Source organism: Cytobacillus pseudoceanisediminis (assembly GCF_023516215.1).
GTDB lineage: Bacteria > Bacillota > Bacilli > Bacillales > Cytobacillaceae > Cytobacillus > Cytobacillus pseudoceanisediminis.
The window spans coordinates 1,604,762-1,621,139 of record NZ_CP097349.1 but is presented as its reverse complement, the minus strand read 5'-3'; the positions used below and the strand labels follow the sequence as shown (position 1 = coordinate 1,621,139).

The 16,378-nt window shown below is 40.4% G+C and carries 17 protein-coding genes and 3 pseudogenes; 6 read left to right on the top strand and 14 right to left on the bottom strand.

Going from position 1 to position 16,378, the window contains the following annotated elements; all coding sequences use genetic code 11:
• Positions 1 to 40 precede the first annotated feature (40 nt).
• Positions 41 to 726: pseudogene (locus tag M5V91_RS08635) on the bottom strand (YqjF family protein).
• A gap of 206 nt (positions 727 to 932) precedes the next feature.
• Between M5V91_RS08635 and M5V91_RS08630 the strand changes: the two are divergent.
• Positions 933 to 1,991, top strand: a complete 1,059-nt coding sequence (locus M5V91_RS08630) for a sulfite oxidase (protein ID WP_251175643.1) — start codon at positions 933 to 935, stop codon at positions 1,989 to 1,991.
• Between the two features lie 100 nt (positions 1,992 to 2,091).
• Here the strand turns inward: M5V91_RS08630 and M5V91_RS08625 are convergent, their stop codons facing one another.
• The 3 genes from M5V91_RS08625 to M5V91_RS08615 all read right to left on the bottom strand — a co-directional run bounded on the left by M5V91_RS08625 (position 2,092) and on the right by M5V91_RS08615 (position 2,761).
• Entirely contained in the window at positions 2,092 to 2,280 is a 189-nt protein-coding gene (locus M5V91_RS08625) for a hypothetical protein (protein WP_284522009.1), read from the bottom strand.
• Between the two features lie 23 nt (positions 2,281 to 2,303).
• Positions 2,304 to 2,513, bottom strand: coding sequence for a YozQ family protein (locus tag M5V91_RS08620; protein ID WP_009334580.1), 210 nt, complete (start codon positions 2,511 to 2,513; stop codon positions 2,304 to 2,306).
• Positions 2,514 to 2,659: 146 nt separating this feature from the next.
• On the bottom strand, positions 2,660 to 2,761 hold the full coding sequence (locus M5V91_RS08615) for a YjcZ family sporulation protein (protein WP_019379865.1): 102 nt from the start codon (positions 2,759 to 2,761) through the stop codon (positions 2,660 to 2,662).
• Between the two features lie 372 nt (positions 2,762 to 3,133).
• On the opposite strand from M5V91_RS08615, the pseudogene M5V91_RS08610 reads away from it, so the two are divergent.
• The 3 genes and pseudogenes from M5V91_RS08610 to M5V91_RS08600 all read left to right on the top strand — a co-directional run bounded on the left by M5V91_RS08610 (position 3,134) and on the right by M5V91_RS08600 (position 6,794).
• Positions 3,134 to 4,350 (top strand): annotated as a pseudogene (locus M5V91_RS08610) (NupC/NupG family nucleoside CNT transporter).
• 219 nt (positions 4,351 to 4,569) lie between these two features.
• Positions 4,570 to 6,054 (top strand): aldehyde dehydrogenase family protein, encoded by a 1,485-nt coding sequence (locus M5V91_RS08605; protein WP_009334578.1) that lies wholly within the window; start codon positions 4,570 to 4,572, stop codon positions 6,052 to 6,054.
• Positions 6,055 to 6,195: 141 nt separating this feature from the next.
• A pseudogene (locus M5V91_RS08600) lies at positions 6,196 to 6,794 on the top strand (SCO family protein).
• Between the two features lie 39 nt (positions 6,795 to 6,833).
• Here the strand turns inward: M5V91_RS08600 and M5V91_RS08595 are convergent.
• From M5V91_RS08595 to M5V91_RS08575, 5 genes are all read right to left on the bottom strand, one after another.
• Positions 6,834 to 6,968 carry a hypothetical protein gene (locus tag M5V91_RS08595; RefSeq protein ID WP_256816508.1) on the bottom strand — a complete coding sequence of 45 codons (135 nt, stop codon included), beginning with the start codon at positions 6,966 to 6,968 and terminating at the stop codon, positions 6,834 to 6,836.
• Positions 6,969 to 7,072: 104 nt separating this feature from the next.
• Positions 7,073 to 9,430 (bottom strand): penicillin acylase family protein, encoded by a 2,358-nt coding sequence (locus M5V91_RS08590; RefSeq protein WP_251175650.1) that lies wholly within the window; start codon positions 9,428 to 9,430, stop codon positions 7,073 to 7,075.
• Between the two features lie 30 nt (positions 9,431 to 9,460).
• Positions 9,461 to 9,610, bottom strand: a complete 150-nt coding sequence (locus tag M5V91_RS08585) for a hotdog family protein (RefSeq protein ID WP_284522008.1) — start codon at positions 9,608 to 9,610, stop codon at positions 9,461 to 9,463.
• A gap of 26 nt (positions 9,611 to 9,636) precedes the next feature.
• Entirely contained in the window at positions 9,637 to 9,843 is a 207-nt protein-coding gene (locus M5V91_RS08580) for a MaoC/PaaZ C-terminal domain-containing protein (protein WP_284522007.1), read from the bottom strand.
• A complete protein-coding gene (locus tag M5V91_RS08575) occupies positions 9,843 to 10,289 on the bottom strand; it encodes an FAS1-like dehydratase domain-containing protein (RefSeq protein ID WP_251175640.1) in 447 nt (148 codons plus the stop codon). The genes M5V91_RS08580 and M5V91_RS08575 overlap by 1 nt, the downstream gene beginning before the upstream one ends.
• Positions 10,290 to 10,469: 180 nt before the next feature.
• Here M5V91_RS08575 and M5V91_RS08570 point away from each other — a divergent pair, with 180 nt between their 5' ends.
• Positions 10,470 to 12,089, top strand: a complete 1,620-nt coding sequence (locus M5V91_RS08570; protein ID WP_019379859.1) for an ABC-F family ATP-binding cassette domain-containing protein — start codon at positions 10,470 to 10,472, stop codon at positions 12,087 to 12,089.
• A 42-nt stretch (positions 12,090 to 12,131) separates the two neighbouring features.
• Here M5V91_RS08570 and M5V91_RS08565 read toward each other — a convergent pair whose 3' ends face one another.
• A complete protein-coding gene (locus M5V91_RS08565) occupies positions 12,132 to 12,269 on the bottom strand; it encodes a YuzL family protein (protein ID WP_019379858.1) in 138 nt (45 codons plus the stop codon).
• Between the two features lie 103 nt (positions 12,270 to 12,372).
• Here M5V91_RS08565 and M5V91_RS08560 point away from each other — a divergent pair, with 103 nt between their 5' ends.
• A complete protein-coding gene (locus tag M5V91_RS08560) occupies positions 12,373 to 12,618 on the top strand; it encodes a YkuS family protein (RefSeq protein WP_009334572.1) in 246 nt (81 codons plus the stop codon).
• 60 nt (positions 12,619 to 12,678) lie between these two features.
• On the opposite strand, the gene M5V91_RS08555 is transcribed toward M5V91_RS08560, so the two are convergent.
• The 4 genes from M5V91_RS08555 to M5V91_RS08540 form a co-directional block, all read right to left on the bottom strand.
• Entirely contained in the window at positions 12,679 to 13,848 is a 1,170-nt protein-coding gene (locus M5V91_RS08555; protein ID WP_251175639.1) for a D-alanyl-D-alanine carboxypeptidase family protein, read from the bottom strand.
• Positions 13,849 to 13,946: 98 nt separating this feature from the next.
• Positions 13,947 to 14,501 (bottom strand): hypothetical protein, encoded by a 555-nt coding sequence (locus M5V91_RS08550; RefSeq protein ID WP_284522006.1) that lies wholly within the window; start codon positions 14,499 to 14,501, stop codon positions 13,947 to 13,949.
• 47 nt (positions 14,502 to 14,548) lie between these two features.
• Positions 14,549 to 15,019, bottom strand: a complete 471-nt coding sequence (locus tag M5V91_RS08545) for a UCP032817 domain-containing protein (RefSeq protein ID WP_284522005.1) — start codon at positions 15,017 to 15,019, stop codon at positions 14,549 to 14,551.
• Positions 15,020 to 15,119: 100 nt separating this feature from the next.
• A complete protein-coding gene (locus M5V91_RS08540) occupies positions 15,120 to 16,310 on the bottom strand; it encodes a DHH family phosphoesterase (RefSeq protein ID WP_019379855.1) in 1,191 nt (396 codons plus the stop codon).
• Positions 16,311 to 16,378: the final 68 nt, after the last annotated feature.

The following is a 16,378-nucleotide window of genomic DNA, read 5'->3' as shown; positions in this document are numbered from 1 at the left end:
GTAGTGAATGGGTTACATCATTAATAGGATTACTCTTTAGTTATGATGAAGAAACCTTTATTAAAGGCCAGAAATAAGCATGTTTTTCCGGAGAGTAGTGTAAGATCGGTTCGCCTTTAAAGTAAATTCGGGGCAAAAATGAAGCTAAAGTGTTTTGATGTATCGTGCAAGAAGCTTCATGCAGCTGCCATTTTGTATGATGAATATCCCCGCGAAAAACCTTTTCACCTTTTGTTACCCATAAGCAATACCTTTCAGTCAGCCATTCATCAAGTGTTCCGGGTTTTGAGTTGAAGGGGCTTGATATTGACTTATAATTTGCTTTGAATTGGCCGTTCTCTGAATGGCCGTGTGTTCGCCTGCTTTCATAATTAACTAGTCCTTGAGACTTACTAACTTGCATTTCGGCATTCATATACGGAAGGTAATACAACATTCTGGCCCCTGTTACGGCTAAAAAGTTGTCTGCATCCAGGCTAAAAAATATACGCCTTTCATGCCCTCATATTCCACATAAGTCCTTACATTCAATTCATTCATTGATTTCATAATCGGCAATGGCGGAAAGCCGCGCACCCTCATTTTACTGATCCAGAAAGGTACTACCCCCATCCATGCTGTACCATTGTATGTATCTAATGTTAACTGTGAAGGGATGTGTTTTTCCAATATTTCTGCTGGCACTGGCCAATGAGCAAATAAAACATCATTCCATATTTGTTCCATAACCCAGGGTTTATCAGGCAGCGGAAATGGCCTGTGTCCTGTTATCTTCAATTCTTCTTTCATTCCCTTACCGCCCTTCAGTATGTTATATAAATGATTATTCCTCATAATGCGAGTATTAAACTTAGCTGGTATAAATGAATTGTTGATGTTTATAGTTCTATCCTTGGGGATTGCATTGTATTTATGAATGGAGGTGATGGTTCATGAATAATCAGCTTTCAGCACCTTATCTGAAAACACTAAGTCTGTCTCCTGAAAATCAGGAGTCTCCCATTCATTTTTTGGAGTGCTGGAAAACACCGCAAGAATATTTTTATTTAAGAAACCATTTTTCCTACCCGCTAATTAACCCTCAGAATTTATTTTTGTCCATTAGCGGGAACGTGAATAAAGCGATGGAAATATCTTTAAGTGAACTTTACCGCTTCCCATCCAAAACCATTCTGATCCCTCTGGAATGCGCTGGCAATAACAGAGCGAAATTTAAACCAAAGGTTTTTGGTGAGCAATGGGAAGAAGGAGCAGTCAGTCAGGGGAAATGGAAGGGAGTGCCTTTGAAGGAACTGCTGAATAAAGCCGGACTTTTGGATGGAAGCAAAGAAGCTGTGTTCGCAGGATTGGATTTTGGTGAGCGAAAAGATTTGAATGAATCCTTTTACTTTGCCAGAAGCCTACCAATTGAAAAGGCACTCCACGAAGATACGATAGTAGCTTATGAGTTTAACGGCAAGCCCCTACCGTATAAGCAAGGTTATCCATTCAGGCTAATCGTGCCCCAATGGTATGCAATGGCCTCCGTTAAGTGGCTTAGGAATATTTTTATTATTCAGCATGAATTTAATGGGCCTTTTCAATCAAAAGATTATGTATATTATCCTTATAAAGACAGCGATCTGGATAAAAGGCCTGTTACAGCCATTAATGTTAATAGCACAATCCAGCAGCCATTGAATTATTCCATTATTAAAGAAGGATTTCACACAATAAGAGGGATTGCCTGGACTGGCACTGGAGCAATTAATGAGGTGGCAATAAGCATTGATCATGGGGATACATGGAGAAAGACCTCACTCAAACACAGGGAAAACGAGAAGTTTTCCTGGGTTAAGTGGCATTTTGATTGGGAGGCATATAAGGGTGAGCATACCATTCTTGTGAGGGCCAGTGATTCAGAGGGCAATATCCAGCCAATAAAGCCTTACTGGAACAGAAAAGGTTATGGATATAATGCTGTGCAAAAAATAAAAATTCGAGTGGAATAATCTTTTTTCAGGTGCAGGCCCCAAATATAGTCATAAACAAAAGAGAAGATGACCTGGCATCCTCTCTTTTTAATTTTAAATTTTATCACCGCTGCAATCCTCAATCAGCAATCCATGCGGACCAGATTTTAATTTTCTTGATCTGTTCTCTTACCTGCTTCAGGTTCACCAGGCGTCTGGTTCCCTGTTGTAGCCTGGTATCCCACCCGATAGGAGGAAGTCCTCTTTTTCTGAGAACTTCTGGCATTTTGTACTGGCCCAGATCATCTTGAGCATCTTTTGGTGCCATTGCATTGCCTCCTTGCTATTGTGTTATTCATCATACCCTTTGCGCGGAATGGAAATATCCACCCCGACAACGTCTTCAATTACCGCATCTGCCTGTCCTTCCATGTATGCGTCACTCACTTGTTCATGTGTTGTCGCCAGGCCGGATGAAAGCTGATCATTCCTGTTATAATCTTCAGTCTCATAATATCTGCCGGCAATATCTGTGCCATCATTTTTGTCCTTTTTATTCATATGGGATCCCTCCTTCTAATTTAGAACTATCTTTATTTTGGACATTTAACTGATTATCATACTGTTCCATTGCAAACAGGAAGGCTGAAAACAAAAAATCTGCCCAAATACGGGCAGATCTTTTGCGCTGTCATTTTTTTAGATAATTAGTAGCCTCCGCCAACGAAAGCAGCACCAACAATGATTAGAAGTATAAACAGGACAACGATTAAAGCAAAACCGCCGCCATACCCTGCTCCTGCACCCATTCCAACACCTCCTGACATCTAGTGACAGTGTATGAAAATGATGTTTGTCCCGAATGGGCAATTATAACGGAGGGATGAAAATAAAATCGAAGATTCATTTATTTAATTTGGCTCTATAAGATGTTTTTCAGTTATTGCCCTCTTGGAAGAGATTAAATCATTTAAAATCTGAACAAAAATAGGAGGTTATTCAACAAATTTTAATTAGCAGGAAAAAAACTCTTTACTGCAAACGGATTCATGGTAAAATGGACATGTAATCAAGTTAGATGTCTGACGTCTATTCACAAACCTCTTAGAAGAGAGGTCTATATTTTTGGCGTTTCGTAAAAACGTTTTCATTATTCTAAATTCAACAAATGAGGTGTCAACATGAGTTTTATATGGGGTTTATTAGGAGTTCTTACTGTATTGGGGATTGCTTTCCTCCTTTCATCAAATCGAAAGGCAATCAATCTCCGTACAATTTTAGGCGGATTGGCTATCCAGTTTGCATTTGCCTTTGCAGTTCTCAAATGGGAACTTGGAAAAAAGTATTAGAAAAAATGACATTTGCAGTAAATGATATTGTCGGATTTGCCAATGAAGGAATAAATTTCTTATTCGGAGGCTTGTTCCAGGAAGGTTCAGGAGTAGGAATGGTATTTGCCTTCCAGGTGCTGACTACAGTTATCTTCTTTTCTTCCCTTATCTCTGTTCTTTATTATACCGGGATTATGCAGATAATTATAAAGGTCATTGGCGGAGGTTTGTCCAAGCTGCTTGGAACAAGCAAGGCAGAGTCCATGTCTGCAGCAGCCAATATTTTTGTCGGACAAACGGAAGCTCCATTAATTGTCCGCCCTTTCCTGAATAAAATGACGAAATCTGAACTGTTTGCTGTTATGACCGGAGGCCTTGCATCAGTTGCCGGTTCAGTACTTATAGGATACTCCCTTCTTGGGGTACCATTGGAATACTTGCTTGCTGCAAGCTTCATGGCTGCACCTGCCGGCCTTGTCCTCGCTAAAATTATGATACCTGAAACAGAAGTATCAGAGACAACAAACGACATAACTATTGAAAAAGATACTGAATCTGTAAATGTGGTAGACGCTGCGGCACGCGGTGCAAGTGTGGGACTTCAGCTTGCATTAAACATCGGTGCTATGCTTCTAGCTTTTATCGCTCTGGTTGCTCTTATCAATGGAATTATCGGATTTGCAGGCGGGCTTTTCGGATTTGAAAATCTTACACTGGAAACCATTCTTGGTTTTGTTTTTGCCCCTCTTGCATTTGCAGTAGGTGTTCCATGGGCTGAAGCTGTACAGGCTGGCGGGTATATCGGCCAAAAGCTCGTATTGAATGAATTTGTTGCTTATTCAGCTTTCGCACCGGAAATCAGCAGCCTGTCTCCTAAGACTGTTGCAGTAGTGAGTTTCGCGCTTTGCGGATTTGCCAACATTTCCTCTATGGCCATTCTTCTGGGCGGACTGGGCAACCTTGCCCCTGACCGCAGGAACGATATAGCTAAGCTTGGAATTCGTTCAGTAATAGCTGGAGCACTTGCTTCTCTATTAAGTGCAGCAATTGCAGGAATGTTAATTTAATAGTTTTATAGCATACTGGATTAATCCGGTATGCTTTTTTATTGATAAAATTTGGGAACAGGCGAGAATTGTCGAACATTATCTGAAAATTATTTTAATTCAGAGTTGATTTTATATTTTTGTTAATGTTAAAGTATTGTTGTAAGCGTTACCATAAGTATTCTTCTAAAAGTTTTGCACCATGGAAATACATAGACTACTATTTTAAGGAGGAATTATATGAGTCAGCTAACTGCAGGTTTAAAAGAAAAGGTGGAAAAGTTTTTAAGCGGAAAGAAGAAATTATATATCAATGGTGAATTTGTTGAAAGCAAATCACAGAAAACGTTTGATACGTATAACCCGGCTACAGGGGAAGTTCTTGCTTCTGTTTTTGAAGCCGGTGCAGAAGATATTGATCTTGCAGTAAAAGCAGCCCGAAAGGCTTTTGATGAAGGCAAATGGTCAAAAATGAGCGCCTCTAAGCGCAGCCGCCTGATGTATAAGCTTGCTGATCTTATGGAAGAAAACAGTGAAGAATTAGCACAGCTTGAGACGTTGGATAATGGTAAGCCGATTCGTGAAACAACTAATGCCGATATTCCTCTGGCTGTTGAACATATGCGCTATTATGCAGGCTGGTCTACGAAGATTGTCGGCCAGACTATTCCTGTCAGCGGGCCATTCTTCAACTATACTCGCCATGAGGCAGTTGGTGTGGTGGGACAAATCATCCCTTGGAACTTCCCTCTTCTTATGGCAATGTGGAAGCTGGGTGCTGCCCTTGCAACAGGATGTACGGTTGTTCTTAAGCCAGCAGAGCAAACACCTCTTTCTGCTCTATATCTTGCTGAACTAATGGATGAAGCCGGCTTCCCTCCAGGGGTTGTCAATATTGTACCAGGTTTCGGTGAAACAGCTGGCCAGCCGCTTGTCGATCATCCCTTAGTAGATAAAATAGCGTTTACTGGTTCTACTGAAGTAGGCAAACTGATTATGTCCAATGCTTCAAAAACCTTAAAGCGCGTTACGCTTGAGCTTGGCGGTAAGTCTCCAAATATCATTCTGCCAGACGCTGATTTATCAAAGGCTATTCCAGGAGCTCTGAACGGTGTTATGTTCAACCAGGGTCAGGTGTGCTGTGCCGGCTCCCGTGTTTTCATACAAAAAAAGCAGTTTGATAATGTTGTAGCTGACATGGCTTCACATGCCAAAAAAATTAAACAAGGTGCCGGTATTCATGCTGACACAGAAATTGGCCCGCTTGTTTCTGCTGAGCAGCAAAACCGCGTTCTTGGGTACATTGAAAAAGGCCTTAGCGAAGGTGCCCAGCTTGTAGCAGGAGGCGACAAACCGCAAGAGCAAGGTTACTTCGTCTCCCCTACTATTTTTGCTGATGTTCGTGACGAAATGACGATTGCGAAGGAAGAAATATTCGGACCGGTTATTTCGGCCATGCCTTATGATGACTTAGACGAATTAATTAACCGGGCAAATAACAGTGAATATGGTTTAGCTGCAGGTGTTTGGACTCGTGATGTGGCAAATGCACACTATGTGGCCAACAAACTCCGCGCAGGTACAGTTTGGGTGAACTGCTACAACGCCTTTGACGCTGCATCTCCATTTGGCGGCTACAAGCAATCCGGAATCGGCCGTGAGATGGGATCATACGCTCTGGATAACTATACAGAAGTTAAGAGTGTTTGGATTTCAATGAAATAATAGCCGAACCAAAAAAGGAACCTTGCGGGGTTCCTTTTTTGGTTGCTTCACTTTAATTTCCCCTGTATTAAGAATAAGTTCACAGATTATCCATAGGAATTTTGATGGATATTATTTATCCTTATATTGGGAGGGGAAATAATGAAAAAAGTTTATATTATATCCGCGATTATTGTAATATTAGGCATAGCAGCCGGAATTTCTTTTTTATTATTCGTGATATGACAGCCAAGATTCCTGATCATATTACACTTTTAACCGATGATGAGAAGTTATATGACTTTGCGGAATCGGATAAAAAGCTGAAGCTTGTTGAATTTATTTATACGCACTGTCCGGATATCTGTCCGACTACTACACAAAGGATGAATCTGCTGAAAGGTGATCTTAGCAAAGAGGGTGTTTTTGGGGAGAAGGTTCAATTCATTACTGTAACGATCGACCCCTATAGAGACACCGCAGAGGTCCTTCGAAAATATAGAAATACCTTTGAAGTCGAAAATGATGGGGATTGGGTCTTTCTTACTGCAGAGCCTGATAAACTGAAAAAAGATCAGTCTGAAATTCAGGAGCTCGCTAACACGTTTCAATTTCAATACCGTGATCCCGGTGATGGTTTCTACGTTCATAGCACCTTTGTCTATTTGCTTGACGAAAATAATAAGTTTATTAAGAAGTTCCCAATGGGAGAAGATTTTGATAAGAATGATGTTTTCAATAAGATTATGAAGCAAATATAATAAAAAAGTGGCGGACTCTGGATCCGCCACTTTTTTAACCTAATTCGCAGAAGAAGATAAATTTTTGTTTTGGTTAATGAGTATTAAAGTTTTTGATCTTGGCTTTGAAAAGCTTACTTTAATACCGGATTTCTTTAATCTGTTTACCAAATCAACCAGCTGCTTTTTAGCCATTTGAAAAACTCCTTTTTCCCTGCCTGTATGATTAATATTGTACATGAAAAATATGAAAAAACTATGAACAAAAAGAAACATTTTATGATTTTTGGGAAGCTTTTTCAAGGTTTTAATAAAAGTGTATGCTTGGTCCTCTCTTCATTGAGAGCTGTCTTATGATAGTTCCCTTCTGCCCAGCCGTTCATCTGGTCATGATACCACTGGCTTAGAGGATGTCCTGATTGTCCTGGTCCCACAAGGTGATAGGCAGTATTCATGTTTTGCGTATCCATTACAAATCTCCACGAGCCCCCATGATTTACTGTGCCATCTTCTTTATTAGCTGCTGCCTGGACAGTGACTGAGCTTCCTCCAACAGGAATCCGCCCTTCTCTATTAAACAAGAAGTTTAAAGGTTTTACACTTGAAAGCGGATGGGAAAAGGCTAATTGGTGATAGTCTCCCCATTTCCACTCAGACAGGTTGTTTCCTTGAAGATCTGCAGCTTTCTTTACGGCTGAACTCAATGATCGTGAAAGGACTTCCTCCAGTCCTCCCTTTTCTTCTATCCAGCGGCTTACCCTGCCTTTTGCTGCATTTCTCAATAATTCATCCACTGCCTGCTTTTGTCCTTTAAAGAGCTTCCTCATTTCTGGTGTTATCTCATCTTCAAAAAGAACATCGGATATGCTTTTCATCCAAAGATTGAAAATGAGAGGGGCTGCTCCATCTTTGCTGTCGTTATAATCCCATTTACTCAGGGCGGATAAAGCTTCCTTTTCAAGATTGGAAGATGGTTCTCTAATTTTAGACAGGAAAATGGGTATAAATTCCTCGGCCTGCAGGTTTTTCTGATCCATCTGCAGAGACATCATGTCTTCTGCTGTAAGTTCATCCTTGCTTTTCAGGAATTCCTGGATGCGCATTTGCCTATACGGCTGTGCCCAATCATGACTTATATGGTAAGGGTAGCTGTCATCCATAACCTTATTGTTTGCAGTTGAGATGTATCCTTCTCTTGGATTAATCGCTTTTGGCAGTTGATCATAAGGTATATAGCTTTCCCAGCCGTATTCATCCGACCAGCCAGGTACTGGCAGTAGCCCGTCTCCTTTCTTTCTGATGGGGATTTTACCGTTTGCTTTATAAGCTATTGTTCCATCTGGCGAGGCAAATACAAAGTTCTGTGCGGGTGTATGAAATAACTCCAATGCTTCTTCAAATTGATGCCAGTCCGATGATTTATTCATTTTTAGAATGGCTTCCAGTTCTTTTGAAGGTTCAAGGGCAGTCCATTGCAAAGAAAGAACTGTATCTTTGCCGCTGTCTGCAGCAAATTCCGAAATTACAGGTCCGTGGCGTGTAATCGTTACTTGATAGCTAATTGTCTCCTTGTCTTTTACCTTAATTGGTTCTTCAATTATTTCTGCCTTTTCCCATTTTTCATTGAATAGAAACTCATTTTTATTGGCAGGATTCCTTTTTTCAATATACAAATCCTGGACATCTGGTCCTGTATTGGTTACTCCCCATGCAATGTTCTCATTGTGACCGAGAATAATGCCCGGAATACCGGCAAAAATGACTCCGCTGACGTTCATCTCCGGGGATTGCAAATGCATCTGATACCAGATGGAAGGTGTGCTGAGTGATAAATGCGGATCATCCGCAAGAATTGGCTTCCCGGATGCCGTTTTGCTGCCTGCTGCAGCCCAGTTATTGCTTCCGTTGAATTCCGGTGGAGTGATTGCATTTGCAAAGCTTTCTTCAATATTTAAGTTGTGTTTTCCTATTATGTAAGGGGCTTCTTCCGGATATGAGGGGAATAATTCATACGCTTTATCTTCCGGAAAATGCTGAAGGAGATAATATCGGAATGCCTGGCTTTCCCAGTGTCCTCCAAGATCATATGCCATATATTTGCCGATAGTAAGTGAATCCACGGGAGTCCATTCTTCAGGCTTATAGCCAAGTATGGAAAATTCAGGCGGCCATTTTCCGGTATCTTTCACCTCTTTAATATAAAGATTTACTCCTTCCGCAAACCAGCCTAAAATCTTTTTTGCTTCCGGGGAATATGCTTCATAGGATGCTTCTGCGGCCCTTCTCAGTCCAAGTGTCCTAAAGTATTTATCATTTTCAACCGCCCCTTCCCCGATCACTTCACTTAATCTGCCAGATGCCTGCCGCCTGCTTAAATCCATTTGAAATAGGCGATCCTGAGCCTGCACATATCCCTGTGCAATAAAAAGGTCTCGTTCATTATCCGCAAGTATGTGGGGAACGCCATTGCCGTCGCGATTCACCCTGACATCAGCAGAGATGGATCCAATTTTGATCTCTCCTTCAGTTTTAGGGATTGAGCGCGATAAATAACCAAACATAACGAAAAATGCCGCAGCCAATAACACTAATATGATTGCAAAGGTCCATAGTGAATATTTCTTCCACTTTGATTTTGGCTTGAGCTGGACCCCAATATGACCTCCCATAGAAATCCTTCCTTTATATTATATTTTTACTTCGAACTGTCCGGAAAGCTTCACTTCACCAGCTTCATTTTTAACTGAAACTTCTCCTGTCAGTCTCTTCTCATCTTTTTCCATTCTCTCCCCTGTCACTTTTCCTTCTATTGTCAGTTTCTCGCCAGGACGCGTCATTTTGCTGAAGCGCACTTTGAACTTTTTCAGGTTTTTCTCGGAAACCAATCAGCCAGTGCTTCGCCTGCCATTCCCATAATGAGCATCCCATGGGCAATCACACCGTCCAATCCCGCTTTTTCCCCAATCGGTACTACTGTATGAATTGGATTAAAGTCCCCGGATGCGCCTGCATACTTGACCAGCTGTGTATGTGTGATCTCGGGTTTATGAATCACTGTTAATTCGCTCATTATTCTGTTCTCCTTCTTTCGATAATGGTAGATTCCGAATATAGAACCTTGATTCCTTCACTGTTTTTATAATGAATTCCTATAGTGATAAAACGCAGATTCCTCTTTTCAAATGCTGAGATTAACTGAGGAGCGGCAGTTATTGTATCGCCGGCGCATAATTCCCCCATATAGCGATATTCCTGTCCTCCGTGAAGAACCTTAAGCGGGTCAAGGCCGAATAGGCTGATTAGGGTTTCGAAATCCAATCCTCCCCACATCTCTATGGCCGTCGGAAATGTAGGCGGAATGGGGATGTCACGGTATCCCTCTTTTCTCGCGATGTCCGCATCAAAATAAATAGGATTTCTGTCTCCAATTGCCATAGCAAATTCCTTGATTTTCCCCCTCTCAATTGTGAAGCGGAAAGGTTTTAGTTTTACATCTTCTTTTAAAAGAGATTCCATTACAAAAAGCACTTCCTCTCATCATGTTTATAATCTTTATGTATTCGACTTTTACCTTCTGCTTCCTTTTAATTTTCTGAACTTTTAAGAAGACGGCAAATTGCATTATGAAGAATTCGCGATTAAGCGCTAAAAGTGGTATACTTTTAAGGATTATGTATTTGGAGGAATAAAAATAATATGATAACTGTCAGTAATGTAGGTCTTCGATACGGCGACCGCAAACTATTCGAAGATGTTAATATTAAATTCACACCTGGCAATTGCTATGGTTTGATTGGAGCAAATGGTGCCGGTAAATCAACTTTTCTAAAGATTTTATCCGGTGAAATCGAGGCACAATCGGGAAGTGTTCATTTAGGTCCCGGCGAGCGCCTTGCTGTCCTGAAACAGAATCATTTTGAATACGAAGAGTTTGAAGCATTAAAAGTAGTCATCATGGGACATGCCCGCCTGTATGAAGTAATGCAGGAAAAAGATGCGATTTATATGAAAGCCGATTTCACTGATGAAGATGGAATGAAGGCTGCTGAACTTGAAGGTGAGTTTGCAGAACTGAACGGATGGGAAGCGGAATCTGAAGCAGCTATTTTGCTGAAAGGGCTGGGCATCGAAGAAGAACTTCATGACAAAAAAATGGCTGACCTTTCCGGTTCTGAAAAAGTGAAAGTTCTTCTTGCGCAAGCCCTTTTCGGCAAGCCGGATGTTCTTTTGCTGGATGAGCCGACAAACCACTTGGATATCAAAGCAATTCAATGGCTTGAGGAATTTCTGATCAACTTTGAAAATACTGTTATTGTTGTATCCCATGACCGTCACTTCTTAAACAAAGTATGTACTCATATTGCCGACCTTGACTTTGGGAAAATTCAGATTTACGTCGGGAACTATGACTTCTGGTATGAGTCGAGCCAGCTTGCACAAAGGATGGCTCAGGATGCCAATAAGAAAAAGGAAGAAAAAATCAAGGAACTTCAAAGCTTTATTGCCCGCTTTAGTGCGAACGCATCAAAATCCAAGCAGGCAACTTCACGTAAAAAGCTTCTTGATAAGATTTCTTTGGACGACATCAAACCGTCTTCCAGAAAATATCCGTATGTCGGATTTTCGCCTGACCGTGAAATCGGGAATGATTTGCTAAGAGTAGACGGCATCAGCAAAACAATTGATGGCGTAAAGGTTCTGAATAATGTCAGCTTTATCATGAACAAAGATGATAAAATTGCGTTAGTTGGCCCAAACGAATTGGCGAAGACTACATTATTTAAAATATTGACTGGTGAAATGGAGCCGGATGAAGGAACGTATAAGTGGGGTGTTACAACATCTCAATCCTATTTCCCGAAAGATAACTCGGAGTTCTTCGAAAACTCTGATTTGAATCTTGTAGACTGGCTGCGCCAATTCTCACCTGCTGATGATAGTGAAAGCTTCCTGAGAGGTTTCCTTGGAAGAATGCTATTCTCTGGTGAGGAAGTTCTAAAGAAAGCAAGCGTTCTCTCAGGTGGAGAAAAAGTCCGCTGCATGCTTTCCAAAATGATGCTTAGCGGTGCAAATGTACTTATGCTGGATGAGCCAACCAACCACCTTGATTTGGAATCCATTACAGCATTGAACAATGGGCTAATTAACTTCAAAGGGTCTATGATTTTTGCATCACATGACCATCAGTTCATTCAAACCATTGCCAACCGCATTATTGAAATTACACCGGCTGGCATCGTCGATAAGCAAATGACTTATGATGAGTATTTAGAAGATTCATCCATTCAAAAACAAGTTGCTGATATGTATCAGTAGACAGTAAAAGCAGGAGGAATAACCTCCTGCTTTTAATTTTTGTTAAAAGTCTTGTTTTTTCTTTTTATGGCGTGCAGAAGAAGCTGTTCTGCTGCCCGTTTCCATATTGGTTGTACCTTGACCTTCGATGTTTGGGGAACTTAGTCCAGCCTTTGAAGGGTCTTTTTTGCGTTTGCTCATGTTAAACACCTCCTTTCTTACTGTTTCGTGTTATGGCTAATTTTATCCATGGAATAAAAATGGAGTACAAAAGCCAATCTAACAAACGGAGGAGGTGTTAACATTGACGAAAAGAGTAGCGGTTGAACAATCCTTAACAAATGTTTCGGAAGCGCTTCGCGAAAAAGGTTATGAAGTGGTTGATATGAAGACGGCGCATGATGCTGAGAACTGCTCCTGCTGTGTAGTGAGCGGTGTTGATTCAAATGTGATGGGTATGCAGGATGTTTCTACAAAAGCTTCTGTCATTGAAGCTAGCGGCCTATCGGCTGATGAGGTATGCCGTCAGGTGGAGCAAAGAATGCAATAAAAGATTGTCCAAAGACTAAAGAGAATTTCTTTAGTCTTTTTTCATAAAAAAAGACGTGCATTAAACCCGTCTTCTTCTTCTGGCTTTTGCTTTTAGATTTTTCCTTAATATTAGTATAAAGATTACAAATAAAAATATTATTAAGCCTGCTCTGCCATAGTATCCAGTTGTCTCTTTCCCAGTCTCCTTTTCTGTTTTCAGCTGGCTGGAAACCACTTCATCCTGTTTGTCTTCCAGAAGCTTTACAGATTGAATGATCCTTCCGTTTTCATTCTTAATCTGCAGCTTTCCTTTTGATGTAATGTCTTCTTCGTAGATTCCTTTTGGCAATGTTATGGCTACATTTTCACCGCCAGTTGTATAGGTTTTTCCATCAGAAGGAAAAACGTCAGTGCTGCTCAGTGTCGAGGTTTCAAAGTTGCTGAACCCATAGTTCAAAAGGTTTTTTGTATCATTATAAATATCCCGCTTGAATTCAGCTTTTAATACAATGGCCGTTAACTTTATTGAATCGTTTTCGGCAGAAGTGGCGAGGGTCTGCTTAGCTTCATCTACGAAACCGGTTTTTCCCCCTGTCACTCCTTCGAATGGAACCTCACCTTTAAGCATCCTGTGATGAGTAAAGATGGTGGTGTCCCATGACTTTCCTGCCCACTTCATTTCCTTTGTTCCGTAGATTTCTCGGAAGGTCTCATTTTTCAGGGCGTAATTAGTTAATTTTGCAAGGTCCCCTGCCGTTGTATAGTGGTTTTCATCAAACAAACCGTGAGGATTAACAAAGTGAGTATTTTTTAAGCCTGCACTCTCTTCAAGATAGTGATTAAGGTTCTCTGAGAATGCTTTCATATTGCCGTCCAGATGCTCAGCAATGCTCCATGCAGCATCATTTCCTGAATTAATCAGCATTCCCTGAACGAGTTTTATTAAAGGCAATTTTTCTCCTTCCTCCAAATAAACTCGTGTTCCTTCAACCTCTGCTGCTTTTTTGCTTATAGTTGCTATGTCCTTTAAGTCTCCATTTTCAATGGCATATATGGCAGTTGCTATTTTCGTCAAACTGGCCGGGTACATCTTTTTATCCGCATTTTTTGCATACAGAACTGCACCTGATTCAGAATCTGTTACAATTGCGGCTTCACTGATAATTGCAGGGTCTTTTGGTTCCTCTGCTGCTGCATATGCAGTTGGAAAACTGAATAAAAGCAGGATGAATACAAGCAATTTCTTCATGAATACACATCCTATTCAAACCGATAATCATTACTGATTGTACCAGACAATTCATGCATACTTATATGGTGTTTATCAATTGTTACATAATTGAAAATTTAATGCCGTAATTTGAGAAGATTGATAATGAAAGGAAATGACCTGCTTTTATCTTTTCCAAAACAACAAGAACTTAAAATTTTGAAAAACAAAAAAGCAATCCAATTGGACTGCTTTTTAGCTAGAGCATCCGCCTCCGCAGCTCGAACAGCTGGAGCCGCCTGAATCATGTCCTCCTCCTGAATCATGATCACTATGGCTGCTGCAAGAGAAGCCGGAGCAGTAAACCATTCCGGAAGCACTGTCTTTTGCGAGTTCGGGGGAAGAAGTTCGTTCATATTGTCCTCGAACCCATCTGGTTCATAAACCGAAAAATACACGGCTGGAAACAACAGATAGGAATATTGGCTGACAGATGCGGGCTTCGTAAATTCCAGCGCCTTCTTCCCAAGCTTCATTGATTCTGATTCAGAAATTTCATGCTTCAGTTTTTCTATCATTTTCTTTTTCAGTTCAAGCCAATCATTTCCTGCCCTGAAATACTTATTTAACAGTTCAGTCTCATTCATGCTTCTAAAATCATCAAGTATTTCCTTTTTAATCGGATTTTGCAAAAAGCTTCCCCAAATTCTTCTGCTATTATGGCCTGCTTCAAAAAGACTTAAATACACCCAGTCAAAAAAAGCCCTTTCACCTGGTATAGGGGTGCTGTCCATATTTGGGGAATGGTGCAGGTATTCACCAAAGAAGTTTTTGAAAAATGCTCATAATCACGGGTGAACATGAGCATTTCATGCCAAATATCATCCGCTTTACTGCTGAACATAGGCACTGTTTTCAGTATGGCATTCATCACAAAATATCTTTTTAGTTCAAAAAATGTCCAATCATATGCGTAGTCTTTCCATTTGGGGTGCTCCCTCAGTACACGATTTTTTATATTCTCCCTGTACCCTTCAGGTAATGATTTTTCTAAATTTTGAATCATTGGAAGATAGTCGTCGGACTGAATTCCCAAATGTTCAGGAAATGGCTCATCTTTAATAAATGGATCTCTTTTCGAACCAGTAACTATAACTTTAATGAAAATGGCAGCAAAAATCACACCAAAAATAAACAAAAATATTTCCATAGAACCTCCCCCAATCTATATATATGTTTCAATTATATATGAAATTTACAATATTTAGCAGGGGTAGTTTTCAAAAAAACCGCCAAATAAGGCGGGATAGCTAATTTTTTGTCTTTATATAATAACGCTTTAAAAATTCTACATAAATATCATCATGAACAAGCCATGCCTGGTATTTTCTTTTAATATAATTTTCTGCCTGCTGAAAGTTCTGATAGGGTTCGCGGACGGGCTTTCCGTTCATTTCCAGAATCCAATTGTCCTCGCCTGCAGCAAAAATAAAAAATTTGTCTCCTTTCTTATTTTCGTAAAGTGATCCCTGCATAGAACTTTTATTATTGTATTTGTTCCTGAATGCATCCTGCCTCATGGGATCCAGAGGGAAAATATCCTGAACGAATAGTTTATAAGCATCTTTTCCCATCGAACAGCCTGACGCTTTTGCATGTCCTCCTCCTCCAAACTTTCCGGCGACGGCAGATACATCAACGTGGTCATGAATTGTCCTGAAACTGATTTTTTTGCCCCCAAGGTTTAAGATAGCGATATAATCCAAATGGGGAAAATCTTTGCCAAGTTCGTTTCCTAATTCAGAATGATAGGATTCAGCATGGACGATGCCAGCACAATATTCACCAATGAACGTTTGGACAATTTCCCGCTTCTTCCGTCTAACATAACGCTCAATCTTTTCCTCTTCCATTTCCAGTAATTTTTGTTCAAAATCATCAAATTCGAAATGATCTGAGTTTATGATTCTTTCCGTCATTTTTTCTTCGAATTCTTCAATGGAAACCATAAAGAATAGATCGTTCAGATTCTTTGCTTTAATATTATCATTTTGGTCCCATTCCCAAGTATCATACTGGCGGACAAGTTCAACGAATTCGTCCAGGGCCTGGGATGATTTAATCAGTTCATGTTCTAAGAGATATTCATACAGCAAAGAGGTTGCAGCTGTGAGCCTGCCATCATCATATTGAACCTTCACTCTGCCCCAGTTGTAATCATTAAAGTGCAGGGCTGTTTTGTGATGGTCAATTAATCTGACTTTGCCGCCGCCTTTTTCCAGATCATCAAGCCTTATCAAGTTTTCATCATTAACAGATAAATCCGTGATAATTAAAAAGTCATCCTTCAATTTCTTTTCATTTTCAAACAATTTTTCAATCTGATGATCAAGTCCCATTACAGAGTTATAGCGTACCTCGACATCTTTTCCAAAAGCAATCTTTGCAACGATGCCGCATCCGACGCCATCAAGGTCATTATGTGTATACAGCCTGTACAATATCAATCACCTGCTATTCTTAGACTCATTCCTCTACTAGTTTGGTTGTGCAGGAAAATTCTATGCGG

Coding starts and splice junctions, on each gene's coding strand:
- M5V91_RS08630 (WP_251175643.1), top strand. CDS start 933: ATGAATAATCAGCTTTCAGCACCTTATCTGAAAACACTAAGTCTGTCT.
- M5V91_RS08625 (WP_284522009.1), bottom strand. CDS start 2,280: ATGGCACCAAAAGATGCTCAAGATGATCTGGGCCAGTACAAAATGCCA.
- M5V91_RS08620 (WP_009334580.1), bottom strand. CDS start 2,513: ATGAATAAAAAGGACAAAAATGATGGCACAGATATTGCCGGCAGATAT.
- M5V91_RS08615 (WP_019379865.1), bottom strand. CDS start 2,761: ATGGGTGCAGGAGCAGGGTATGGCGGCGGTTTTGCTTTAATCGTTGTC.
- M5V91_RS08605 (WP_009334578.1), top strand. CDS start 4,570: ATGAGTCAGCTAACTGCAGGTTTAAAAGAAAAGGTGGAAAAGTTTTTA.
- M5V91_RS08595 (WP_256816508.1), bottom strand. CDS start 6,968: ATGGCTAAAAAGCAGCTGGTTGATTTGGTAAACAGATTAAAGAAATCC.
- M5V91_RS08585 (WP_284522008.1), bottom strand. CDS start 9,610: ATGACGCGTCCTGGCGAGAAACTGACAATAGAAGGAAAAGTGACAGGG.
- M5V91_RS08580 (WP_284522007.1), bottom strand. CDS start 9,843: ATGAGCGAATTAACAGTGATTCATAAACCCGAGATCACACATACACAG.
- M5V91_RS08575 (WP_251175640.1), bottom strand. CDS start 10,289: ATGGAATCTCTTTTAAAAGAAGATGTAAAACTAAAACCTTTCCGCTTC.
- M5V91_RS08570 (WP_019379859.1), top strand. CDS start 10,470: ATGATAACTGTCAGTAATGTAGGTCTTCGATACGGCGACCGCAAACTA.
- M5V91_RS08565 (WP_019379858.1), bottom strand. CDS start 12,269: ATGAGCAAACGCAAAAAAGACCCTTCAAAGGCTGGACTAAGTTCCCCA.
- M5V91_RS08555 (WP_251175639.1), bottom strand. CDS start 13,848: ATGAAGAAATTGCTTGTATTCATCCTGCTTTTATTCAGTTTTCCAACT.
- M5V91_RS08545 (WP_284522005.1), bottom strand. CDS start 15,019: ATGGAAATATTTTTGTTTATTTTTGGTGTGATTTTTGCTGCCATTTTC.